The following is a 22,946-nucleotide window of genomic DNA, read 5'->3' as shown; positions in this document are numbered from 1 at the left end:
ATCGGCAAAACGGGCCGGCCCCTTCGAGGGCCGGCCCGTTGCGATTGCAGGAAGGCGCCGGTCACATCACCACGCGCCGCGTGACGCTCCAGCGGCTCATCGCCCAGACGACGAGCGCGCTCGCGGCGAAGGCCGCGACGCTCATCCCCGCGAGCCGCACCCAGTCGGGCAGCGCGGCGCAGTCGAGCAGGTCGTAGCACACGGGGATCACGGCGAAGTGGCACAGATAGATGCCGAAGGTGAGCGACGCCAGACGCGAAAGCCACGGACGGGCGGCGACGGCGAGCTTCTGCACGACGACGAAGACGGGCAGCGTCATCATGAAGACGTTGATGCCGCAGAAGTACCACACGATCTCCAAATAGGCGAAATTACCCGGAAACCGGTTCTGCGTGGCGACGAAGCCCAGCGCCGTTATGAGGTAGCCGACCGCGAAGAGCGGCGCCATCACGCCGAGCGTCCGCCGCCAGCTCCACCGCAAGGGATAGCGCACCAGATAGTAGGCCAGCACCAGATAGCCGACGAAGCCCGAAAAATAGTAGAACGTCCCGTAGGCGTTCCAGTCGCAGACGCCCCACAGCCCCATGTTGCCGCCGTTGCCCGCATAGCCCAGCAGCGGTGCCGCCACCTCGACGTAGGGCAGCAGCAGCGCCGCGCCCCACACGGCCAGGAAGAGTTGCAGATCGCGCTGCGAAGCCTGCCGCAGCCATGCGCCCAGCACCGGCATCACGAGGTAAAGCCCCACGAGCATATAGAGATACCACAGCGGCGTGGTGTCGTAGTTGAAGTTGAAGACGAACGTATAGAGGCGCACGACGAGCTGGCGCACGGTATACGACGCCGGATCGACCGTCGGGCTCTGCGTAGCGGCGCCGAAGGTGTGGAGATAGGCGAAGAAGAGCAGCGGCAGCGCCAGCGACCAGAACAGGAGCGGCGGCACGATGCGACCGATGCGCCGGCGGTAGAAGGCCCCCATCCCCTCGCCTACGGGCAGCAGCAGCACGCCGGTCATCATCACGAAGAGCGGCACGCTGCACCGGACCAGACTGCCGGCGAAAGCGCCGGTCAGAAACGCGCCGCGATCGGCGTCGAGCTGCCCCACGAAGGGGTCGCAGCAGTGGGCGAAAACGACCAGAAAACAGGCCAGCACACGCAGCAGGTCTACCCAGCCGATGTGCTCTCTGCGAGAAAACGAATCTTTCATCTATTCGAAGTTTAGTACGTTCCGGTTGCAAACAGAGGCCGCGCGCCGTCAGGGGCGCACGCCCATTTCGTCGAACTTGGCCGCCGCATGGAGGAAATGGGCCGTGATCCAGAAGACCGTCCATCCCTCGGCATATCCGCCACGGAACTGCGTCACGTCGCTCAGATCGCCGCGCTGTGCGAAATTCGTCTGCTGGATCTGTTCGCCCTGACGACCCCACGGATCGATCAACTGGCCGCAACTGCGGTACATCACGCGCGCCAACGACTGCAAGTTCTCGTCGTTCGTATACGTTCCCAGCCGGTAGAGTTCGGGGGCATAAAGCACGCCGTAGACGTCGAGATGCTGATTCTGGGGAGAGACCGATGTCCAGCCGCGCGTGCGTAGTCCACGGTCGGCCAGACGACCCGCCGGCAACGGGATGTCCCACACCACGGTATAGCTCAGACAGACATCGGCGGCATGTTGCGCACGCCGCAGCCACTCGGCATCGCGCGTATGCTCGTAGAGCGCCAGAAACCCCTGAAAAGCGGCCCACGCCCCCTCCTTGTCCTCGCCCGACGCGTCGAGCGTGCCGCCCCAGTAGGGCTCGTCCATCGACAGATGCCGTGCGGCATAATGGTCGGCGGCACGCGCCGCGGCAGCGGCATAACGCTCGCAGCCGAAAAGCTCGGCGGCGGCGAGCAGCGGCGCGATGAAAAAGGCTTCGGCCGTCGACCGCGGATGCCAGGCCGGATCGGCGACCCGCCGTGCGGCGAAGTCGCAGGCACGGCGCAGGAAGGCCTCCCATCGGGCCGTATCGTAGCCGCCCGTCCGGCGGGCCGAGCGGATCGCCAGTGCGAAATTGTACATCGCCTGCCCCATCGAAACCGGATCGGGCGACGACCAGCATTGCGAAGCGACATCGTACCGCACGCGAAACCCCTCCCCGTCGAAAGGCGCCCGCGTCAGGAAATCGAGCGACCGCTGCACCATCGCATGCATACCGACCGTATCGACCCCGAGCGCACCGAGATGTTGGAGGAAATAACCCGGCGCGGCGGCTTGTCCGCACCACCCCATCACGATCGCCCGCCGCGGCGCGGGATACATGTTGAATCCAGCGACCGGACCCTCGTCGATCCAGCGCGAACGCGTCATGAGGCATTTCGCCGCCACGATCTCCTCGAAGCCCGGCAGCCCCTCGCACGAAAAAGGCGCATACAGCTCCAACGCCCGATGGACAGGCCGCCGGAAAGCTGCACCGCGCAGTGGCGCGGGATCGATCGCCAGCCGGAACTCCTTCTCGATCACCGTCCCCGGTCGAACGGCCAGGTATTGACCGGGCAGTTGCAAACTCCCCTTTTGGAGCGCTTTGCAGGCCCCCGCACGACCATTGTAGCCGATCGGTCCCGACAGCAGCAGCAATTCGGGACGCCCGTCCGCCTGCCGCACGCCGAGCGACCACCAGTGATCCGCATAACGCGGATCGGCGAGCGGGCTGGGCAACGTAAAGAGCGATGCTGCCGCGCAACGTTCGCCGCATTCGATCTCGAACGCAGCGAACGGCATCGGATAGCGGTGTTCTTCGAAAAGGGCGAACTCGCCGGCCCGGCCTTCATAACGCACGACATTGTCGGGCGTATTGCGCGCGCCCGACGGATTGCCGTAGTAGAGGATCCCCGGCAGAAAAGGCCGCACCGGACATGGGGGCAGCTGCCACCGGATACCGAGCGTCACCGAATCGAGCACCGGACCTTCCGTCCACTCGTAACGACGGATGCAATGCAGCAGATCGTCCTCGACGCGGTAAGCGTCGCGCAGCAGCCACCGGCCGCCGCGGCAGGCCAGTTCGCCCGAAAGGATCGTCCACTCGCCCGTCCGTTCGCATGTCACGGCACGTACATGCCGCCACTCGGCCGGAGCCCCGTCGCGCCATGCCGTAGCGATCGACCACAGCCCCTCCGCAGGCGGCGTCACGACGAACTGGCCGCACGACCACCGAGGGACGAAACCGGCGGAATCGCGCACGACTTCGAAGCGAGGCGAAGCGCCGAGCGGCGCGAACGAAAAACAAGCCAGGAAAAGCGCGAGGCAGGATATTTTCATGACACGGAACTTCACGAGAATCAAAATACGACACACCGAACGACGAATGAATTCGCTCGAAATTCGCCGAGACGAAGTCAAAGATACGAAAAATCGAGCGCAGAAACAAACATTTATGTTTGATTATGCCGAGACGATGTATCTAAGGCGTAGCCAAAGATACGGAAAATGCGGCGGATTGCAAATTTTTCACCGGCAACATGCAGGATTTCGCAGTCGAAGTCATTTATTATATGACCGAAAGCGGGAGTACCCGATTGAAAAGAGGCGATTTACAGGTCGGACGCACGAGAATGCAGGGTTGGCTGTACAAAAAAAATCGAGGTAATCCGAGAAGGTATTCGATTTCGGACGAGCACCGTCCTGAAATCTTAGTAACGAACGAGTCCGTTACAACCTCTCGAGTTCCTCTACCAACCTAAAACTACTAACCTAAATGAACCTTAAAACTTCGGGTACAAAGATAAGGCGTTTTTCGAGATTGTGCAAGTATTTTAGTAAATATTTTTAATATTTTATTCAGATTTTTTAGTAACTATGTGGTTATGTGGTTTTTCGCTCCCGGGGAATCGTGCGGCGGCTACGGCAGGAAACCTTGTGCGGAAGAGCATCGCAGGGTTCTCTTCGAGATCGGAGGCACGGCACGGACGTTGTTCGGCAAGGACAAAAAAAGAAGGAAACCCGATACCGGGCAGAACGCCGCGGCTCGCTGTTTCCTCACCAACCTAAAACTACTAACCTAAATGAACCTTAAAGCTTCGAGTACAAAGGTAAGGCGTTTTTCGGAATCGTGCAAATATTTTAGTAAAAAAATTTACAATTTTTTGAATATTTTTTAATATCAATATATAAACTCCTAATTTACAATCAATTGAAAGCTACGCCGAATTTTATTGTTTTCCGATGAAATAGTCGTAACTTTGCACGCCCTATTAAAAGTCTATGGTTTCGGTCATTATTCCCAACTATTGTCACGCGCCCTATCTCAGGCAGCGCATCGACTCGGTGCTCGCGCAGTCCTACCCCGATTTCGAGGTAGTGCTGCTCGACGACTGCTCGACGGACGGGAGCCGCGAGGTGATCGAACGTTACCGGAACCACCCGCGCATCAAGCAAATCGTCTACAACGACCGCAACGGCGGTTCGGCCTTCGCCCAATGGCGCAAGGGGTTCGCGCTCACGCAAGGAGAGTACATCTGGATCGCCGAGAGCGACGACTACGCCGATCCGGCGTTCCTCGAACGCTGCGTGGCGGAGCTCGATGCCGATCCCGCGTGCGTACTGGCCCACACGCTGAGCCGCACGGTCGACTCGGAGGGACGGCCGTTCGGGAAAGTCCGCCATGCGGGACGTCCCGTACGCCGCATGGACGGGCGACGCTTCGTGCTGAGGCACCTGCTGCGCCGCAACGAACTCTACAACGCCAGCATGGCCGTCTTCCGCCGTTCGGCACTGCCTGCGGCAGGGGAATACGAAGGATTCCGCTACGCCGGCGACTGGTATTTCTGGATGCTCGTCGCATTGCAGGGCCGCGTGTCCACCGTCTTCGAACCGCTCAACGCCTTCCGCCGCCACGACGCGGCCACGACGACGCAGGGCGAACGGACGGGCGGACTCTACGAAGAGGTGTTGCAGATCCTGCCTGCCATCTTTTCGCGGATGCGGACAGCGGCACCGGTACGCTGGGCGCTCGAAGGCAAGCAGCTTTGCCGGCTGCACAGAGCCCGCCGGCGGTTCGGACGGAACGAAGCCTACGAACGGCTGTGGAGCCGCTGGTGCGAAACCTACCGATGCGACCCGTTGCGCAGAGCATGGTACCGAATTTACGGGGCGCTGCCCGACAGCATGTTTTTTTAATGTGAAGATGGAACAATTCAAGACATCCCTGGTCATCTCGACCTACAATTGGCCGGAGGCATTGGAACTTTGCCTGAAAAGCAGTTTACGGCAGACGGTCGCGCCCGCCGAGATACTGGTCGCCGACGACGGTTCGGACGAGCGCACCGCACAGCTGATCGCACGTTACCGCGTGCAGACGTCCATCCCGATCGTCCACGTATGGCAGGAGGACACCGGATTCCGCGTCGGCAGCATCCGCAACAAGGCGATCGCGCGCGCCACGGGCGCCTACATCATCCAGGTCGACGGCGATGTCATCCTCCATCCGGATTTCGTGCGCGACCATGTCTCCGTCGCACGTCCGGGACGCTTCGTCAGCGGCAGCCGCGTGCTGCTGGGTCCCAGATATTCGGCAGGACTGCTGGCGAACCGCTCGATCGACATCAACGCATGGAAAAAGGATGTCTCCAACAGGCTGAACGCCATCCGCATCCCCTGGGCATCGCCGGTCTTCGGCCGCTACAAGCCCGAAGTGACGCGCGGCTGCAACATGGCCTTCTGGCGCGACGACGCCATTTGCGTCAACGGCTACAACGAACTGATCCAGGGCTGGGGCAGCGAGGATTACGAATTCGGCAGCCGGCTGTGGCACATCGGCGTGCAGCACTTCTCGCTCAAACTTTCGGGCATCGTCTATCATATCTACCACAACGTCCGAGCCCGCGACCAGGCTGTCGCCAATCAGGTATTGGCCAACCTCACGCGCAGTCGGCGTCTGCTGCGCTGCAAACAGGGCATTTCGCAATATCTCTATCCCGATCCCGAAACGACGACACTGGTCAGAGAGGTGCAGGAGTAGCCCCGCGCGCGGATCACTTCGCGGCGGGGATGATCCCCCGCCACGCCCGCCGCATGCGGCGTTTCGTCCAGCTGTGACAACCGAACGGCAGGTCGCCGCCCAGCCGCCGCAGGGCGTAGGCCGGATGGGTGTCGATCGAGAAACGCAGCGCCTCGTCGGGCGCCGGATAACGGAATTCACGAGGCACGACCGCCCAGAACACATCTTCGTTATGGAGATGGCAAGGATCGGCGAGGTAGTTCTCGGCCTCCGTGCGGTAGGTCGCACAAGCCCGCCGGAACGCCTCCACACGGCGCAGCGACAACCCGCCATTGCCGACGCGGCCGTAAAGCACCTGCCGCGAAGCCTCTCCCCGGCGACGTTTCATCCGCTCCCTCCACTGCATATACTGTTTGACCAGCGGCAGATCGTAAAGCGGCCGCCGAAGCCACGGCGCCGCCACGCAGTCGTAGCCCCGCCGGCACCAGTCGCCCAGCTCGTCGCGGAAAATCCAGGCGTCGGTATGGCAGATCAGGATATATTCCGTATCGGGAAACGACGCATAGAACTCCTCGCTGAGCATCATGCGGTTGTAACCCGCAATGCCGTTGCGCCGGCCGAGCCACTCGTCGCCGACGGCGCGCGTCTCCAACCCCAGTTCCCGGCAGCAGGCGGGCGGCGTCACCCCCCGGGGATGAAGCACCGTGAAAGGCCATGCGGCCAGCACGCGGACGTTGTTCCGCAACGAAGACTCCTCGTCGGGCGTCAGCTCCCGATAGACGGGAACGACGACGCGCACGAGCGAACGGGGGGAATCAGCCATGACGAACGAGCGATTTGACATGATATTTCAGATACTTGAACGGCAGCGCCCATGAGGCGGCACGGCCGGGATAGGCGCGGATGTAGCGCACGATCCGCCGGAAGGGGCAGGCGCCGAAGAGCCGTTTCTGGCAGAGCAGTTTCAGGAAATAGGCCTCGGCGCGGCGGTCGAGATCGGCCAGCCGGGCCCCGTCGAGCGGTTCGACGCCGAGCGGCAGCCGACCGGCCCATTTGCGGTGGTAGGTTTCGAGCGCTTCGAGCCAGCCGTAGGAGTAGGCTCCGGCCGAGAAGTGCTCGACGAGTACCGTATTGCAGACGTAGTTGCGACGCCCCGCCGCGAAAACGGCCGTCGTGAAATCGAGGTCGTAACAGTGGAAGCCGGGGAACGTCCGCCCGTCGAACGGCGTGGCGGCCCATACGTCGCGCCGCACGACGAGGCACATGCCGTCGAGCGTGACGACGGGCGAGAAATCGGTCCCGCCGGGATTCTTCGCGTGGAGGTGACGGCCGCCGCCGTGGTACTGCACATAGTTGGCGCGCATGTCGCCCACACCGTGCAGCCACGCCGTCGTCCGCCGCAGTTTGAGCACGCTTCCCGCAAAGCCGATCACCCCGCAGTCGGGTTCGCACAGCTTCGCGGCGAGCCGCGCACCCCACCCTTCGGTCAGGAAGCGGACGTCCTCGTGCACGAAGCAGAGATACTCGCCACCGCTGCGTTCGGCGCAGCGGTCGTAGACGTCGCACAACCCGACATTCCGGCCGCGGTTGTCCCACACGTCGAATTCGAACGGTTCGCCGATCGTCGCGGCGACGTTGCGCCGCAGCGCTTCGGCAGCGGCCGGATCGACCGAGCAGCATATCAGCGTGAAACGAGGTGCATCCATTCCGTCATCGCATCGTTGCATGTTCCACATAATCGGCCGCGGCGTCGGCCATCCGTTCGCCGTCCAGCGCCGCCGAAACGATTCCGCCCGCATAACCTGCCCCTTCGCCCGTGGGGAACAGTCCCCGCACTTCGGGGTGCATCCCCGTGGCCGGATCGCGCGGCACGCGCACGGGCGTCGACGTGCGCGACTCCACCCCGACGACCACCGCCTCGCCGGTCACGAAGCCCCGCATCCGCCTCCCGAAGGTCCGCAGTCCCGCCCGCAGGCTTTCGGCGATGAAGCGCGGCATCCACCCGTCGAGCCGCGACGGGGTGATCCCCGGGATATAGGAGGTCGCGGGCAGCGTCCGGCTCGGCCGTCCCGCCACGAAATCGGCCACACGCTGCGCCGGCGCGACCTGCGCCGCACCGCCGTGCAGTCGGGCGGTCTCCTCGAACATCTGCTGGAAGCGCAGTCCCGCCAGCTCGCCCCACTCGTCGCGCAGGTGGGCGAAATCGTCGAGCCGCACCTCGGTCACCAGCCCCGAATTGGCATAGGGCGAGTTGCGCAGCGAAGGGGACATGCCGTTGACCACCGACTGCGCGGCATCGGTCATCGCCGGCACGATAAACCCGCCCGGACACATGCAGAACGAGTAGACGCCCCGTCCGCCCTCCTGGCTCACGAGCGAATAGGAGGCTGCGGGGAGGTATTCGCCGCGTTCGCGGCAATGGTACTGGATCGAATCGACGAGCGCCTGCGGATGCTCGATGCGCACCCCCATGGCGAAGGGCTTGGCCTCGACGCGCACGCCGCCTGCGTACAGCGCTTCGTAAACGTCGCGCGCCGAGTGGCCCGTGGCCAGCACAACGGCCGCACCCTCGATGCGTTCGTCGCCGCAGCGCACACCCGTGATCCGCCCATCGCGCAGATCGAAGCCCGTCACGCGGCTGCCGAAACGGATCGCGCCGCCCGCCGCCTCGATCGTTCGGCGGATGTTGGAGATGATGCGGGGCAGCTTGTCCGTCCCGATATGGGGATGCGCCTCGTAGAGAATCTCCTCCGAAGCGCCGTGGAAGACGAGCGTCTGCAACGCCTTGTGGTAATCGCCGCGCTTCTTGCTGCGCGTGAAGAGCTTGCCGTCGGAAAACGTCCCCGCGCCGCCTTCGCCGAAAGCGTAGTTCGAGTCGGGATCGACCGCGCCGTTGCGGTTGATCTGCGCGATGTCGCGCTTGCGTTCCGCAACCCGTTTGCCGCGTTCGAGCACGATCGGACGGTAGCCCCGCTCGATCAACCGCAGCGCTGCGAACAGTCCCGCCGGGCCGGAACCCACGACCACCACCTCGGTGCGGTGGCCCACCTGCGGGTAGTCGAAATGCACGGGAGCCGGCTGCGGTTCGCCGTCGGCATAGAGTTCGAGCGTGAGATGCACCTTCGGCTGCCGCTGCCGCGCGTCGATCGAGCGTTTGACAACCCGCAGCAGCGCCACGTCCCGCTCGGCGACGCCTGCGGCACGGGCGGCCAGCGGCGCATAGCGGTGCACGTCGGCGGCCTCCTCGGGTTTGAGCGTAAGGACAACGGTCTGCGGCATAACGGACAGGGATAACGTGCAACAAAGATAACGTTTTTTGCGCATTTTCGCGCACCGCCCGCCGCCGCAGCGGGAATTTCCGAAACGACCGTCCCCCGATTCCGGCGCCGCCCTCCCATACAGTCCCTACCGATCCGTGTCACGACCGCAGTGTCTTCGGTCACACGCCGAAGCCTTAATGTACTCAATATACGCCACGGCGCCTTTCCGCCACGACGATCGCCGCCTATTTCCGAACCTCTTCCGTATACCCTCGGCTCCGCACGGTTGCGGATCGAAAAATTTCGGTTCCCTTTGACTCGACCTCAGATAGTTCGTCTCGGCAAAATGCAAACGAGTTTGCTTTTGCCCTCGCTTATTCGTACTTTGGCTGGCGCCTTAGATACTTCGTCTCGGCATAATCGAGCTAACGCTTGCTTCTGCGCTCGACTTTTCGTATCTTTGGCTTCGCCTTAGATACTTCGCCTCGGAAAAAATGCAAGCGAGCTTGCTTTTTTCTCTCGGCTTATTCGTATCTTTGTCCCATCCATGCGGGTATGGTGGAATTGGTAGACACGTCAGACTTAGGATCTGATGCTTCACGGCGTGGGGGTTCGAGTCCCTTTATCCGCACAAAGGAGCCTTTTCGAAGGGCTCCTTTTTCGTTGCCCGTTCGGTGCAAACAAGTGAAAATTGGTTGTATATCATCGTTTTGCAAAGGTCGTTCGGAGCTTGTTCGGGAAGAACCGGAACGCATTTCGAAGAAGATCGTCAGGTGGCAAAAAGGTGGGCAGAGCCTATTTTCAGCTTCCGAAAAGGGAACTGCCACCTTTTTAGCATAGAATGCGCTGTTTTACTGTGTGTTGCGTCGTAATAAAGTTTCCTTGCCGACGTTTTGTTAACCCTTAAAACCGTCACGAGTTATGAGACAGGAAACTTTTACCATCCTTTTCCTCATGCGGAAAGGAAGAACGAAAAAGAACGGTCTGGCGTCGATTTACGCCCGCATCACTACGGGCAGTCTGCGGCAGGAATTCTACTTCCATTGCGAGGGCAGGCCCGAACTGTGGAACCAGAAGAAGGAGCGGATGATGGGCACGAGCCGCCTCGCGCTGAAAGTCAATGAAATGCTCGACGAGTTCCGCGTACAGATACTTGACATCCGCACCAAGCTGCTGGCCGAGGGCTATGCGGCCAATGCGGCGCAGATCAAGCAGCGCTACCTCAACCCGACCTGCAACACGATGATGCTCATCGCGGGTCTTACCGATTACGCGAAGCGGCGGCAGGGCGAGGTGGGCGTGCGCATCACGCAGCGCACGGCCGACAAGTACGAACGGCTGCTGCGCTATCTGAAACAGTACCTCGCCCAGCGCGGCAAGGCCGAGGACATTCCCGTCGAGCGGATGAACTACGAGTTTCTGGACGGCTTCAACCTCTTCCTGCAAACCGCCCACCGCTGCCGCCACAACGGGGCGGTCGCCGTCATGGACTGTCTGCGCAACTTCGTCCTCTACTGCCTGCGCAACGAGTGGATCACGAAAAATCCGTTCCGCTACTATAAACTCAAAGAAGACGAGGTGCAGGCCAAAGAGCACCTTACGGCGCATGAACTGGAACTGCTGACCCGTAAGGAGCTCGACCACCGGCTGGCCCGCATCCGCGACGTCTTCGTCTTCTGCTGCCTGACGGGGCTGGCCTTCGCCGACGCCGACCACCTGCGGCGCGAGCACCTCTCGCAGGATGACGAGGGGCGGTGGTGGATCCACAAGCCGCGCGAAAAGACCTCCGTCATGAGCCGTATCCCGCTGCTTCCGGCCTCGCTCGAAATCCTGCGTCGCTACGAGCGGGACGAGGCGTGCCTCGCTCGCGGGCGCGTGCTTCCCACGCCGAGCAACCAGAAGATGAATGCCTACATGAAGGAGATCGCGGCCGTGTGCGGTATCGACAAGGTGCTGACCACCCACTGCGCCCGCCACACCTTCGCCTGCATGGCCGTCGAATACGGGATGCCGATCGACGTGCTGGCCAAGATTCTCGGCCACTCGAACACCAACATGACGCGCCACTACGCCAAATTCTCCGAGACGGTCATCGGCCGCGCGATGGAGGCTTTCGGCGAGCGGCTGGCGTCGGCGGCTTCGGCCGAGTAACAGGTCGTCGAGGTCTCGGACGGATCGACACGAAGAAAAGAAGATTACCCCGCCGTTGAGCACGCAGCCGGCTGCGTGCCGGCCCCGACGGCACGGTAACGGAGCGAGCGGCCCGATAAGGGCCGCTCGCTCTGGTCGTTATGGAGACGGCGGCGAATCGCTCTTCGGCTGCGGCCGCGCGGGGATGCGGGGGCGCTGCGCGGGTGCCGCTCAGCGGCGATGCCGTACCGCCTCGGCAACTCGATTCCAATCCTGCTCGAATCGGTCGCTCAGGCAGCATTCCAATTGAAATAGCGGCAGGGATCGGGGATCGACTGCGCCCGAACGGATGCGCATCGCGTATTCGACGAGCTGCGACAGGGCGCAGCAGTCGCGCAGCGCGAGATACGGTGCCGCGCGGAAGCCGTCGCTGCGTACGGTCATCGACCCTTCGCGTCCTGCCAGCCGGACGATCGGCCGGTCGTCCTCCGCCGCATCGCCGTGCAGGATATAATCGTCGAGATTGAAATCCGACTCGGTGAAATCGAGGCGGAACGACCGCTCGTCGAGATAGGTCGCCCGATCGACCAGCACGTCGCGGACGTACCGTGCGAGGTCTAACGAAGGGTCCGTGCGGAAATCGTCGATCGGCCGGTCGACCACGCGGATCGGCAGGTCAGCCGCCGCGAGATCCAACGTGCCGACTTCGCGCAACCGTTCGACGATCGTCGCTACATAGCGGGCATGGAGCTGTTCCGGCACGCGGTCGCGCGCTTCGTCGCTCAGCGCGATCGGGCCTTTTCCGGTCTTCATGCGCCGTGCGCCTCCCGCACGCAGTCGATGGCCGCGAGACGTTCGTACTGCCCGCGCAGTTCGGCGACGATCTTGGTGTTGCAACGCTTGACGATCCGCCGGAGCCGTGCGGCCTCTTCGGCCGTCAGCGCATAGCGCGCGATCGTCTCCTCGTCGATCGTCAGCGGCTCGTTCGCGAGAATCGCCGCGCGGCAGCGACACATCATGTAGTTCGGGAACTCGCTGACGATTTCTTCGACCGCCGTATCGAGGTCTTCGCTGCCGATCTCGCAGAGCGCCGTGCCCTCGGGCGAGCAGAACACTTCGCCGTGTTTACGGTACATCTCCTCCCGCTCCTTCTCCGTGCAGTAGACCGAGAAGCTGATAAGGAAGATCTGCCCTTTGGGCTTGAAGGAGGCGTAACGGGCGCAGAACTCGGGGATGGTATAGGTTTCATCGGGGAGGTCGCCACGCGAGAAGTCCTCGGTCAGCGCGATGCGGAACTCCGTTTTCGGCGCGGCCTTGAAGAGGGCATAGATGTAGGGCGCCCGCTCGTACAGGGTCGTCAGGATCGAACGGATGTCCCGCCGGTAGTCGAGGCTCGGGGAATCGTCCTCGGTTTTCACGTCTTCATCGGTTTCGAGCAGGAGGAGTCGGGCCAGCTCGTCGGGGAGTGTCGTTTCCTTTTTCATTGTAATTTAAGTATCGAATTAGTTGTTCAGGGGTCGTATTAAGTGCAATTTGCGGAGTATATCGGAGCTGCCCCGCCCGCCACTCCGCCGCACGGAGCTGTGTGGCGGAGGCGACGAATTGTAAGATTACCAGACCTTCCGGCGAAAAGTCGCCGGATTGCAATTATCGATTCCCGCACCTCGCCGTATCCCGCGCGGGACGTCAGCACCCGCCCGCCACTCCGCCGCACGGAGCTGTGCGGCGGAGGCGACGTACCAGTACTCGTCAGTTACGGATCGCGGGGACCGTATGGGAAGGGCAGCGACATCGCCGAACCTAAAACTTTTACTTGAAAAAGAAACAAGGCGATGCCGCCGCCTGTAAGATCGGCGGAGCGTGAAGGGCACCCGAACCGTTGCGGACGAAGGCGTCGTGCCCGCATGCCGATTCCGCCGGCCGACGGTTCGGCAGGTGTAGTTCGTATATTTTATTGTATTCGGGGCGGGACGGAGCATAACGTTCGGGATAACGATGTGTGCGTTCGCTGTGAAAACAAGCGTGGAGAGCCCCCAAACTGTTTCGGACGAAAGTGCTACGAACGAGGGTGTTACGAACAAAGACGTTGCAGACAAAGGCGTCGCGGGCGCAAGCATCATGCCCGCATGCCGATTCCGTCGGCCGACGGTTCGGCAGGTACAGTTCGTATATTTTATTGTATTCGGGGCGGGACGACGCATAACGTTCGGAGCGATGGATCATGCGCCCGCAGGGAAAAGAAAAAGGGGCGCGGTGTCAGCCCCTTACAGCAGGTCTTGGGAACCATCGCACGGAAGCTGTCCTGCGCCCTAGCCGTGCCCTACCCGTTAGGGTAGGACATAACCAGGACTGACAACTATTATACCGTGCTAAACAACCTCCTAAAGGAGGGTCCCAAGTTCGCTGTAAGGTATAAAGAGTTGTTTACCCTTTATGAGTTATGTCCGTCGGCTATGCCGAGTTGTTCAGTTGCAAAGGTAGCATAATTTATGTACTTAATTTCAAGGTTTGCACCTCAAATATAGTAAATATTATTTAATCAAGCACGATCGTGCAGATTAAAAATTTCGTTTCATACATTTTTTTGTAACAAAAATAATTGCACTGCAACGAAAAGATAACATATTGAGAGAGTTGGTGGCTCTTCGGATGCGAGAAATTCGAGAGCAACACGGTCATACACAGGAGTTTCTTATAGAGAATACGCACCTGCATATTTCTCATTATGAAAATCAACAGAAATTTCCTTCTTTGGAAACCCTCTCTCTATTTTGCAGATATTACAATATTTCTTTGGATGAATTTTTCGCTCCAATGGAATACCCGCCTAAAAAAGAATAACCATATGATATAAAGAGACGGAACATTATGTTCCGTCTCTTTTTGTATGAATCAAACCGGCGTTGCTTGATTTCCGTTCGTCCCCGGCCTCCCCTCACCGACATTTTCGAGGATGTCCGTTCGGGCCGGCCGGAGCTGCGGGGCGGGGTCAGAGCAGTTCGCGGAATATCGTCGCTGCAAACAATATTTTATTGTATTTCCAGCCGTATTCAATCGGGAGAGAAACGGTGCGTGAACAGATGAAGACATGATCGTCTGCATGAATCCGTGAACGGATGCCGGCAATCGTGCGTGTGCGGATGTTCGCTTTCGCTCTTGCCTGCAAGAGGCCGTGCGAGGATGTTCGTATTCGTACATCCGCTCATGTGCGAACACGTGCGTACATCCGTCCACGTGAACACGAGCACATGCGTTCGATCGGGAGTGCGTTCACGCTTCCGTCCGCAAGATAATACGTCATCGTGGCCCCCGAATCGGCTGGCCGCTCTTGACCGCCGGAGGCCGTCCGAAGGGCTTGCCGCTCTTACGAGAGGGGAGGGTGATCGAACGTGGGAGGACTTGCCCATCGCGACAAAATGGCGGCCTTTGTTAACCTAAGCGCTCTGCAATGGTCGGATAAGGGTAATTTATGCGATTTGCGAATTCAAAAAATCAACATTATTTCGAAAGCGAATGCCAGAATTGAGTTTGCATCAACACGCTAATAATTCGATCGCATGACGGGCATTCTCCGATGTGATGCCCGTCTCCGCATCGATTTTGACGAACCGATCGGTTTGCCGCAACAAAATGTCCTCTTCATCGTCCAGAATTACATACGGCGTATGCGGTTCAGCGTTGCGTATGAGCCACTCGGCGATCTCCATGCCCCGGCTGCCGGGCGTAAATCCCGCAAACGGCTCTTCGGCGGAAGAGCGGCGGAAAGCGCCGTAGAGGTAGAACGGGGTAATATCCGTAACCTGTCCGGGAAGCATACGGGTGTGCCATAAATCCCGCATCATATCCAATCCTTCCGTACGCCACGACGATGTGATTACAAGCTTAGCCTCGGTCTGTTCGAGAATCGTATGTAAGTTCGCAACGGCCCGCGGGTCGAACAATTCACCGAATCGGTCGATCGTCGCCATACCGCATCGGCATAGCTTGTTGTGGTAACGGGCTGTAGTGAGCACCCCGTCAAAATCGAGAAAAATGAATTTGTTCATATACAAATAATACGAACAAAAGAGAAAAAAGGATACAAAAAATCGCGATTCTTTTTACTGCACATGTTTTTTGCGCACATAGTTTCTATCTTTGCGGGAAAAGGAAGTGGTTATGAGCGGTTTTGCAATACGTCGCAAAGACAAATACGCCCGATATGCATGGTTGATCGATACGTTGCGTCGACATGGTCCCTGCTCTTTGCGGGAAATCGATCGGCGTTGGGTTGAAGAAACTACGCTCAATCCGGATGGAGAGCCGCTGTCGCGCCGCACCTTTCAACAGCACAAAGAAGCGATCAATGAATTGGAGCTCGGCGTGGAAATCGTATGCTCCCACAATCTGTATTCGGTATGTACGGACAACCACAATCCAATCGGGGCATGGCTGTGGCAGACAATATCGCTCCGTCGGATGCTCACTGAAAGCAAGACGTTGAATGACCGTATCGTCGTGGAGGAGGTTCCTTCGTCCGATCGCTGGCTTCAGCCAATTCTGACGGCTATACGTGAAAACCGACGATTGCGCATCGGGTACCATCCGTTCGGACGAGAGGCATCCGAGACGGTAGTATCTCCCTATTTCGTGCAGATGAGCGATCGCCGCTGGTATCTGTTCGGATTGCGCGGCACCGAAACCGCATTGAAGGCCTATGCACTCGACCGCATGGAGGCGTGCAGTATGATGGAAGAGACATTCGCCCTGCCCGAAGAATTTTCTGCAACCGAGTATTTGAAGGAGCACGGCATCGGTCGCTACGAAAATATTCCCGAAACCGAAGTCGTCCTTCGAGCCTATGGCCGGCAAGTCGATCTGCTTCGGACATTGCCGTTGCACACCAGCCAGCACGAGACGAAAACAGCGGAGGACAAAGCAGAATTTACTTATATATTGCGACCGACTACCCGCTTTTTCGGCGATATTCTCGCCTGTGGAAAATATGTGAAGGTTCTGTCGCCCGAATGGGTTCGCCGACACCTCAAAGAGACGCTCGAAAAAATAGTAACCTACTACAAATAAGGATGGTCATGAAAACACTGACGAAATTGTTCGGCTTGCTGACCGATTGGCGCACGCTTCCCGCCTACCAACTCGAACGTCGCGCAGACATCTTCTTCGCGCTCTATCTGGAAGACCTGCTGAAATACTGCAATTATTTCGCGGCAGACGAGGTCCTAACGATCATTCCCGAATTCCCGGCCAAACATGCCGGCTCGCATCAGTCGGACCGAATCGACTACATGGTCTGTTCGGAACGGAAGGTCGTCTATGTCGAGCTGAAGACCGACAATCATTCGATTCGCTCCGAACAGGCCGAATATCTGTACGGCATACAACAGCGGGCGTTGAAGGACGTGCTCGATGACATTATCACGATTTACCGGGCGACGATGGCCCGGACGAAATACCGGAAACTGATCGAGAAACTCGACCGCTGGATCGAATACCGCGAGACGAGATTCGTAGAAGAGCGCTGTACCCTGCGATACGGCGAGATTGCCAAAGTCGAATCGGTCGAGGTCGTCTATGTATTGCCTGTCCCGCAACCGATCAAGAGCGATCGATACGAACACAAACAGATATGTTTCGACACGCTTGTCGGGATGCTGCGTCTTCCGAAATATGCCGACGACCCGATTGCCCGGGCATTTGCCGACGCCCTCGCGGCTTGGGCGAAGAACCCCGTCTGAGATATTTTTTCATTATTCGCTCCGCCTGCACATGTTATTTGCACAGGCGGAGTTTTTCTTTGCACCGTAAACGAACGATACGATATGACGATTTATATTTTCTACCATCCCGACACGGATGGAATCACGGCGGCAGCGACTGTGCGGTACGCCGCTCGCGACCTTTGGCCCGGCGCCCGATTCGAATACGTCCGGCACGGTTACTTGACCGAGGACAAACGCCTGCAAACCTTGATACCCGACGACGATACGAGAATATTCGCTGTCGACATCTCGTTTTGTCCCGCAACGATCCTGCGCCTGCAACGGCTCTTCGGCGAACGGTTCGTATGGATCGATCATCATGTGTCGGCGATTGAGCGATGGGCGGCGACCGGACACGAAGAACCCGCAGGGATTCGTGACGTCTCTCATTCCGCTGCTTGGCTGACGTGGTACTATTTTTTCGAACGACAGGCACCGCTTGCCATTGAATTGGCCGATAAATACGACCTCTGGCAACGGGATGATACGTGGGAGACACAGACCTACCCTTGGCAACTGGTCGTTTCGAATCGATTCGGCGATCCGAGACATTACGATCTGCGTGTTCTGGATGACAATGCATTGTTGCATGGCTACATTCGGCATTACGGAGAACCTATGCTCGCTTATGAACGACAGCTTCGTCGGCGAGAAGCCCCTTACGTGCAGAGAGTAGGATTACGGGCCACCGACAATATATATAAACTGCTCTTTATCAACTCTTCGTTGCGCGATTCGCAGACTCTTGCCGCATGGCATCGGCGCCATCCGGAGATCGAAGCGGACGGTTATCTGGTCGGGCAGTTCGTACCTCCCATGCGGTGGAAGCTGTCGCTCTATACCGCACCCGGCTCCGCGCTCGACGTTGCGCAGATAGCCGTAAGGTTCGGAGGCGGAGGACACCGTACCGCAGCCGGGTTCGCTCTCTCTTCCATAGAGTTCAATAAACATATAACACGCTTATAATCATGAAACTGTTTCGAAGAATCATCATTGCCGCATCACGCTGGCCGGGGCTCCTGCTAAACGATCGGATTCGCCGCTTTCTGGGCGATTGCAGTTTCGAAAAGGGTGAGTATAATACTGCCTTGCTCTTGTATTCCTGTGCCGTACGAATCGACGATAGTATCCGTCAGGAACGGCTCGGCACTCTTTATGAAATGGTCGGTGAAGAAGATCAAATGGCTTATCATTTGATGACTGCCGCCAGATTCGGAAATCGAGACGCATTGGAATATTTCGCAACCTATTTTATCGGAAAGGCCCCGGAGAAGGTCGCAGAACTTGCTCGCGAGCTTGTTCAGGCCGGAGACATCAGTGCCGAGAGCCTTTTGATCGGCAGCCTCGAAGCGATGAATCGTTACGACGATGAATTGATCGGATTATTGCTAAAAGGTGCCGAACAGGGCGATGCGCTGGCTCAATTCGATTTGGGCTGTTGCTATCTCGATGGCAAAGGTGTTCCGCAAGATCATGCCAGAGCATATCTTTGGACGCTACTCGCAGCCATGCAGGGACATCCGACAGCTCAAAATAATATCGGTTATATGTATGAAACAGGGATTTGCGTGGAGCAGGATCGGGAACGGGCCGCCCGTTGGTACCTTCGCGCCGCATCGAACGGATCTGTACTTGGTAGAAAAAATATATTGGAATACTTATCTGTCACCTGTTCGGAATAGAAGTTCCGAACGGAGTTTTACTCTTTCTGGATCGACCGTATTACTTCATCTCGGAATCCCATACTGAACCAGTTCTCTCTTCGAATAGTAGTCGGATGATATCCGTCGGATTTTTCACAAAAACGCGGGGTGTAGAGCAGCCGAACCGACTACCGTGGTGTTCGTCTGAAAACTCTGCCAGCACGATGGGCTCGTCTGCATTTAACCGTGGAATGAAGGGAGAAACGAACAATAATGGTACGGAAGCCCCCCCCTGTGGTTTGGAGGGATCACTCAAAAACCCGTAAGGTTACTAAGAGTACGTTTTCATTGGATGAGACTGTATTCTTCGGAATAGATACCGGCCATCTCTTCGAATCCCTTTGCCGGCATGTTGTCCGTGACCTTGGCATAGATTTGGAGAGTCTTGACATTGGTGTGTCCCAGCATGCGGCTGGTGACCCGAGACGGATGCCTTGCGACAGTGTGTTGGTCGTGGCGAATGTGACGTAAGTAGTCGGTGGTCACCTCCTTGTCGATATCGCACACGGTCACGATTCCCTCCATGTTAGCATTCATCTTCAGGTTGCTTGGCGAGGGAGGCTCCTTGCCCTCGCAATGAAAATAGAATCCCTGCCGCAGACTGCCCATAGTGATGCGGGCGTAAATCGACGCCAGACCGTTCTTTTTCGTTCTTCCTTTCCGCATGAGGAAAAGGATGGTAAAAGTTTCCTGTCTCATAACTCGTGACGGTTTTAAGGGTTAACAAAACGTCGGCAAGGAAACTTTATTACAACGCAACGCACAGTAAAACAGTGAATTGTATGCTAAAAAAGGTGGCTGTTCCCTTTTCGGAAGCTGAAAATAGGCTCTGCCCACCTTTTTGCCACCTGACGATCTTCTTCGAAATGCGTTCCGGCTCTTCCCGAACAAGCTCCGAACAACCTTTGCAAAACGATGATATACAAACAATTTGCACTTTTTTTTGCACCGAACGGGCAACGAAAAAGGAACCCTTCGAGAAGGCTCCTTTGTGCGGATAAAAGGGACTCTGTAGTACTTTTCAGTTATCTGAATATCAAACCTATAATTGAAAAAACAAACCTCTGCGCAAACTGTTTCGAATGCTTTTCAGGCATGAAAATAAATATAGTCATTTTATATGAATAAAACAAGATTACAATTCTTCTCGGGATAATATCTTGGCTGAACTTTGTTCTTAATCGCATTTTTTGTATTAGATTTGTATATTGAAATAATTTGCCTAATGGTTAATATAAATATATTGCCCCATTTCATGAAATATATGGGGTCAAAGAGGGAAATACTAGAAGATATAAATCTAGCAATCAAAGATCTGAATATTGAAAGTGAATGGTTTTGTGATTTATTTGCCGGAACTTCAATAGTTGGCTGTGCATTTTTAGATACATATAATATTTGTGTTAATGATATTCAAAGTTATTCTGCAATATTTGCCCACCTATATGCCTCTATTTTACAAAAGAATATATCTTTAAATTTCATTGATGAACTTCAGGAACGGGTTAATGCGACTGTTGCAGAGTTTGATTATATCAACCCTAATCTAAAATTTGACTACTCTTCTATTCGGGATTATAATCAATTAATTGCAATCGAAACAGCTCAACAGAATCTTATAACAAAAGACTTTGATCTTGGATTTAGCTTTTTTGTAAAGAATTATTCTGGGACTTATTGGTCTTATGAACAATGTAAATGGATTGATTCTATACGAGCTGTAGCCGAGTGCTATAAAGGTTCTATAAAATATTATGTAATAATGTCAGCCCTAATATTTGCAATGTCGTATGCATCGCAAAGTACTGGACATTTTGCGCAATATCGAGATGTCACGAAATCCAATATGAATGATATTCTAATATATCGAGGTAAAAATATCTGGAATTTATTTTGCCGCAAATTTGAAGAAATATGTAATATCCCCAATTTAAATATAGATCATCAAATTCGGATTTCTTCTTTAGATTACGTTGATTGTCTGCGAACAATAGAGCCAAATTCGATTATTTATGCAGATCCTCCTTACAGCGCAGTTCATTATTCTCGTTTTTATCATGCGATAGAAACGCTAGTGCAATATGATCATCCTGTATTACAATATAAGGGACGTTATCGAGAAAATCGTCATCAATCTCCATTTGATAAGAAAAGTGAAGTAGAAAGTGCTTTTGTGAAATTATTTAAGGGTATAAAAGACCGAAAATCCCATTTAATTCTCAGTTATAGTGATACAGGTCTATTATCGCAAAATCGTATTCTGGAGATTGGTCATAGTATTTTAGGAAGAGCTTATAAAGATGACATAAAAACAAAAGAATACATCCATAGTAAAATGGGGCGATCTGATGAATATCAACATAATGTCCATGAATTGTTAATTTCATTTAAACGAATATGAGTGAGATTATAGACTATAAAAAGGTTCAAAAAACATCTTGGACGAAGTATGATATTGTTCATGCCTTAGATGTAATATATAGTATAGAAAGTATTGAACAGTATAAATCAAAAAGTGTTAGTATTAATGAGCCAATCTTACGATCATTTCTTGGTGTTAGCTCTTTAAATGATCCTATTCCTGATTGTTGGATAAAAATTCAAAAGTATCCTAAGGAAAAGAAATTGTTTGCATTTCTAGCATTGATGTTTACTCATGGTGGAATTGTAGATGATTTTGCAGAAAAATATTCTAAAAAAAACATGAAAGGGGTTTTTATTGTAGAAACCTCTGATAAACAGTTGACAAATATAAGAAGTGTATTGGTTGAGTCGGGGGCGTCTGAGCCAATGTATCGAAAACAATCAAGAGTCCCATATGATTGCTCAAGTCTGTTATATAACACTGAAATAGGTAAATTATTCAAAGATATTTTGTATGAACGTTTATCTCGTCATATCAAGGACCTTTCAGACCCTATATTTTATAAAAATTGCTATGAAAATAAATTTCATAAAGCTTTAGGATTAACACAGTTTCAATTTCGTAGCTGGTTAGAGGGGCATCCATTTAAAGCTAGCTATATTAGCAGTATTCGAATTACTAATTTCTTTTGTATTGAATCTGATATTGAATTATCATTTGGCGACTCTAAGGAAATATATTTTCTTGGAGAGAATGGAGATGGTAAATCTTTATTTCTTATGGCCCTTCTTTTAGCCTTTAAAGGTAGTTCTATTATCAACCAAACGGAGAAAAGTGAAACAGGAAGAGCATATGACATCCTATCATCATCGATTACGCTTAATGGTGAAGATGAGGTTGGAAACGAATATAATCCAACAAATAATGCTATTGCGTTGTCAAATATTTTTGCATATGGGACTCATAGAGGTAGATATTCAGCAGAGAATTATGAACGTTATGGATTCATGTCTTTATTTAGCAGTGAAGAAACGCTGAAAAGTCCTATAATATGGTTAAAAGATCTTAAATTGGCAGAAGATGATACTAAAAAGATCTCAATTTCCATTAACGAATTAAGCCGTGTAATTTGTGATATTCTTGAACGGAATGTTGAAATAGAATTTATAGGGAATGATGTTCTTTTTAAAGAAAAAGGCTATTCATTGACATTAGATAATTTATCCGAAGGATACAGGAGTATTATTATTTTTATATGTGATTTGTTAAGCCGTCTTTCTGCAACGACCGCAGATGATGTTTTTAAGGCTAAAGGGGTCGTATTGGTAGATGAGATTGATCAGCACCTACATCCTAAGTGGCAAAGAAAAATAGTACGTAAGCTACGATCATTATTTCCTAATATTCAATTCTTTTTTTCAACGCATAGCCCGATGATCATTCAAGGAGCATCTGAAGATGCTGTCATTTTTAGAATATATAGAGAGCAAGGAAAAACTAAGGTGAGTGATCCTTATTATAGGAAAGATTTGGATCATTTAATGATTAATACACTTGTGACGTCATCATTATTTGGATTAGATGATTCACGATTAGATCCTCTAAATAATAATGCCATAACAGAAGATTCAATGGTTGAATATTTAATCAACAAAAAAGTATCAAATAAACTGGCAGAATTAAAAGGTGCAGGGCATACTTTTTTGTCTGAGAAAGAGATATCAGATATTATTGACGACGTATTAAATGCCGATTAGACA

The 22,946-nt window shown here is 54.8% G+C and carries 19 protein-coding genes and 1 tRNA gene; 11 read left to right on the top strand and 9 right to left on the bottom strand.

What is annotated here, in order from left to right:
• Nucleotides 1-61: 61 nt before the first annotated feature.
• Together FMF02_RS06370 and FMF02_RS06365 are read right to left on the bottom strand one after the other, a co-directional pair.
• Nucleotides 62-1,204, bottom strand: a complete 1,143-nt coding sequence (locus tag FMF02_RS06370; protein ID WP_141412547.1) for an acyltransferase — start codon at nt 1,202-1,204, stop codon at nt 62-64.
• 48 nt (nt 1,205-1,252) lie between these two features.
• Nucleotides 1,253-3,292 (bottom strand): hypothetical protein, encoded by a 2,040-nt coding sequence (locus tag FMF02_RS06365; protein ID WP_141412546.1) that lies wholly within the window; start codon nt 3,290-3,292, stop codon nt 1,253-1,255.
• 942 nt (nt 3,293-4,234) lie between these two features.
• On the opposite strand from FMF02_RS06365, the gene FMF02_RS06360 reads away from it, so the two are divergent.
• Both FMF02_RS06360 and FMF02_RS06355 read left to right on the top strand, forming a co-directional pair.
• Nucleotides 4,235-5,149 (top strand): glycosyltransferase, encoded by a 915-nt coding sequence (locus tag FMF02_RS06360; RefSeq protein WP_141412545.1) that lies wholly within the window; start codon nt 4,235-4,237, stop codon nt 5,147-5,149.
• A 7-nt stretch (nt 5,150-5,156) separates the two neighbouring features.
• The gene (locus FMF02_RS06355) at nt 5,157-5,990 is read left to right on the top strand and encodes a glycosyltransferase family 2 protein (protein WP_227045198.1); all 834 of its coding nucleotides are present in this window, start codon (nt 5,157-5,159) and stop codon (nt 5,988-5,990) included.
• Nucleotides 5,991-6,003: 13 nt separating this feature from the next.
• Here the strand turns inward: FMF02_RS06355 and FMF02_RS06350 are convergent, their stop codons facing one another.
• Genes FMF02_RS06350 through FMF02_RS06340 form a run of 3 tightly spaced genes read right to left on the bottom strand, consistent with a single transcriptional unit; the run spans nt 6,004 to nt 9,248 of the window.
• Nucleotides 6,004-6,792 (bottom strand): DUF5672 family protein, encoded by a 789-nt coding sequence (locus tag FMF02_RS06350; RefSeq protein WP_141412543.1) that lies wholly within the window; start codon nt 6,790-6,792, stop codon nt 6,004-6,006.
• The gene (locus FMF02_RS06345) at nt 6,785-7,675 is read right to left on the bottom strand and encodes a glycosyltransferase (protein WP_162502280.1); all 891 of its coding nucleotides are present in this window, start codon (nt 7,673-7,675) and stop codon (nt 6,785-6,787) included. The genes FMF02_RS06350 and FMF02_RS06345 overlap by 8 nt, the downstream gene beginning before the upstream one ends.
• A gap of 4 nt (nt 7,676-7,679) precedes the next feature.
• Entirely contained in the window at nt 7,680-9,248 is a 1,569-nt protein-coding gene (locus FMF02_RS06340) for an NAD(P)/FAD-dependent oxidoreductase (protein ID WP_141412541.1), read from the bottom strand.
• Between the two features lie 530 nt (nt 9,249-9,778).
• On the opposite strand from FMF02_RS06340, the gene FMF02_RS06335 reads away from it, so the two are divergent.
• A tRNA-Leu gene (locus tag FMF02_RS06335) sits at nt 9,779-9,860 on the top strand.
• Between the two features lie 290 nt (nt 9,861-10,150).
• Nucleotides 10,151-11,380, top strand: coding sequence for a site-specific integrase (locus FMF02_RS06330; RefSeq protein ID WP_141412540.1), 1,230 nt, complete (start codon nt 10,151-10,153; stop codon nt 11,378-11,380).
• Nucleotides 11,381-11,590: 210 nt separating this feature from the next.
• Here the strand turns inward: FMF02_RS06330 and FMF02_RS06325 are convergent, their stop codons facing one another.
• Together FMF02_RS06325 and FMF02_RS06320 are read right to left on the bottom strand one after the other, a co-directional pair.
• Nucleotides 11,591-12,172: a hypothetical protein gene (locus FMF02_RS06325; RefSeq protein WP_141412539.1), complete on the bottom strand. Its 582-nt coding sequence runs from the start codon at nt 12,170-12,172 to the stop codon at nt 11,591-11,593.
• On the bottom strand, nt 12,169-12,843 hold the full coding sequence (locus FMF02_RS06320; RefSeq protein ID WP_141412538.1) for a hypothetical protein: 675 nt from the start codon (nt 12,841-12,843) through the stop codon (nt 12,169-12,171). Before FMF02_RS06320 ends, FMF02_RS06325 begins: the two co-directional genes overlap by 4 nt.
• Before the next feature lie 1,165 nt (nt 12,844-14,008).
• On the opposite strand from FMF02_RS06320, the gene FMF02_RS06315 reads away from it, so the two are divergent.
• A complete protein-coding gene (locus FMF02_RS06315) occupies nt 14,009-14,200 on the top strand; it encodes a helix-turn-helix domain-containing protein (protein ID WP_179952796.1) in 192 nt (63 codons plus the stop codon).
• Nucleotides 14,201-14,892: 692 nt separating this feature from the next.
• On the opposite strand, the gene FMF02_RS06310 is transcribed toward FMF02_RS06315, so the two are convergent.
• Nucleotides 14,893-15,405 carry an HAD domain-containing protein gene (locus tag FMF02_RS06310; RefSeq protein WP_141412537.1) on the bottom strand — a complete coding sequence of 171 codons (513 nt, stop codon included), beginning with the start codon at nt 15,403-15,405 and terminating at the stop codon, nt 14,893-14,895.
• Between the two features lie 112 nt (nt 15,406-15,517).
• On the opposite strand from FMF02_RS06310, the gene FMF02_RS06305 reads away from it, so the two are divergent.
• From FMF02_RS06305 to FMF02_RS06290, 4 genes are all read left to right on the top strand, one after another.
• Entirely contained in the window at nt 15,518-16,423 is a 906-nt protein-coding gene (locus tag FMF02_RS06305; protein WP_141412536.1) for a helix-turn-helix transcriptional regulator, read from the top strand.
• A gap of 8 nt (nt 16,424-16,431) precedes the next feature.
• The gene (locus FMF02_RS06300; RefSeq protein WP_141412535.1) at nt 16,432-17,094 is read left to right on the top strand and encodes a hypothetical protein; all 663 of its coding nucleotides are present in this window, start codon (nt 16,432-16,434) and stop codon (nt 17,092-17,094) included.
• 84 nt (nt 17,095-17,178) lie between these two features.
• Entirely contained in the window at nt 17,179-18,084 is a 906-nt protein-coding gene (locus FMF02_RS06295) for a DHH family phosphoesterase (protein WP_141412534.1), read from the top strand.
• Nucleotides 18,085-18,086: 2 nt separating this feature from the next.
• Nucleotides 18,087-18,800, top strand: coding sequence for a tetratricopeptide repeat protein (locus tag FMF02_RS06290; protein ID WP_141412533.1), 714 nt, complete (start codon nt 18,087-18,089; stop codon nt 18,798-18,800).
• Nucleotides 18,801-19,106: 306 nt separating this feature from the next.
• Here the strand turns inward: FMF02_RS06290 and FMF02_RS13880 are convergent, their stop codons facing one another.
• Complete coding sequence (locus FMF02_RS13880; protein ID WP_244611640.1) at nt 19,107-19,520, bottom strand: site-specific integrase; 414 nt, start codon at nt 19,518-19,520, stop codon at nt 19,107-19,109.
• A 556-nt stretch (nt 19,521-20,076) separates the two neighbouring features.
• On the opposite strand from FMF02_RS13880, the gene FMF02_RS06280 reads away from it, so the two are divergent.
• Nucleotides 20,077-21,222: a DNA adenine methylase gene (locus tag FMF02_RS06280; RefSeq protein WP_162502278.1), complete on the top strand. Its 1,146-nt coding sequence runs from the start codon at nt 20,077-20,079 to the stop codon at nt 21,220-21,222.
• Nucleotides 21,219-22,943, top strand: coding sequence for an AAA family ATPase (locus tag FMF02_RS06275; protein ID WP_141412531.1), 1,725 nt, complete (start codon nt 21,219-21,221; stop codon nt 22,941-22,943). The genes FMF02_RS06280 and FMF02_RS06275 overlap by 4 nt, the downstream gene beginning before the upstream one ends.
• Nucleotides 22,944-22,946: the final 3 nt, after the last annotated feature.

Origin of the sequence: Alistipes communis (assembly GCF_006542665.1) — a bacterium.
Classification (GTDB): domain Bacteria; phylum Bacteroidota; class Bacteroidia; order Bacteroidales; family Rikenellaceae; genus Alistipes; species Alistipes communis.
This window is presented reverse-complemented; position numbering and strand designations above follow the sequence as displayed.

Bases quoted from the DNA above. Each gene is read 5' to 3' on its own strand.
- FMF02_RS06370 (WP_141412547.1), bottom strand. From the start codon at position 1,204: ATGAAAGATTCGTTTTCTCGCAGAGAGCACATCGGCTGGGTAGACCTG.
- FMF02_RS06365 (WP_141412546.1), bottom strand. From the start codon at position 3,292: ATGAAAATATCCTGCCTCGCGCTTTTCCTGGCTTGTTTTTCGTTCGCG.
- FMF02_RS06360 (WP_141412545.1), top strand. From the start codon at position 4,235: ATGGTTTCGGTCATTATTCCCAACTATTGTCACGCGCCCTATCTCAGG.
- FMF02_RS06355 (WP_227045198.1), top strand. From the start codon at position 5,157: ATGGAACAATTCAAGACATCCCTGGTCATCTCGACCTACAATTGGCCG.
- FMF02_RS06350 (WP_141412543.1), bottom strand. From the start codon at position 6,792: ATGGCTGATTCCCCCCGTTCGCTCGTGCGCGTCGTCGTTCCCGTCTAT.
- FMF02_RS06345 (WP_162502280.1), bottom strand. From the start codon at position 7,675: ATGGATGCACCTCGTTTCACGCTGATATGCTGCTCGGTCGATCCGGCC.
- FMF02_RS06340 (WP_141412541.1), bottom strand. From the start codon at position 9,248: ATGCCGCAGACCGTTGTCCTTACGCTCAAACCCGAGGAGGCCGCCGAC.
- FMF02_RS06330 (WP_141412540.1), top strand. From the start codon at position 10,151: ATGAGACAGGAAACTTTTACCATCCTTTTCCTCATGCGGAAAGGAAGA.
- FMF02_RS06325 (WP_141412539.1), bottom strand. From the start codon at position 12,172: ATGAAGACCGGAAAAGGCCCGATCGCGCTGAGCGACGAAGCGCGCGAC.
- FMF02_RS06320 (WP_141412538.1), bottom strand. From the start codon at position 12,843: ATGAAAAAGGAAACGACACTCCCCGACGAGCTGGCCCGACTCCTCCTG.
- FMF02_RS06315 (WP_179952796.1), top strand. From the start codon at position 14,009: ATGCGAGAAATTCGAGAGCAACACGGTCATACACAGGAGTTTCTTATA.
- FMF02_RS06310 (WP_141412537.1), bottom strand. From the start codon at position 15,405: ATGAACAAATTCATTTTTCTCGATTTTGACGGGGTGCTCACTACAGCC.
- FMF02_RS06305 (WP_141412536.1), top strand. From the start codon at position 15,518: ATGAGCGGTTTTGCAATACGTCGCAAAGACAAATACGCCCGATATGCA.
- FMF02_RS06300 (WP_141412535.1), top strand. From the start codon at position 16,432: ATGAAAACACTGACGAAATTGTTCGGCTTGCTGACCGATTGGCGCACG.
- FMF02_RS06295 (WP_141412534.1), top strand. From the start codon at position 17,179: ATGACGATTTATATTTTCTACCATCCCGACACGGATGGAATCACGGCG.
- FMF02_RS06290 (WP_141412533.1), top strand. From the start codon at position 18,087: ATGAAACTGTTTCGAAGAATCATCATTGCCGCATCACGCTGGCCGGGG.
- FMF02_RS13880 (WP_244611640.1), bottom strand. From the start codon at position 19,520: ATGAGACAGGAAACTTTTACCATCCTTTTCCTCATGCGGAAAGGAAGA.
- FMF02_RS06280 (WP_162502278.1), top strand. From the start codon at position 20,077: ATGAAATATATGGGGTCAAAGAGGGAAATACTAGAAGATATAAATCTA.
- FMF02_RS06275 (WP_141412531.1), top strand. From the start codon at position 21,219: ATGAGTGAGATTATAGACTATAAAAAGGTTCAAAAAACATCTTGGACG.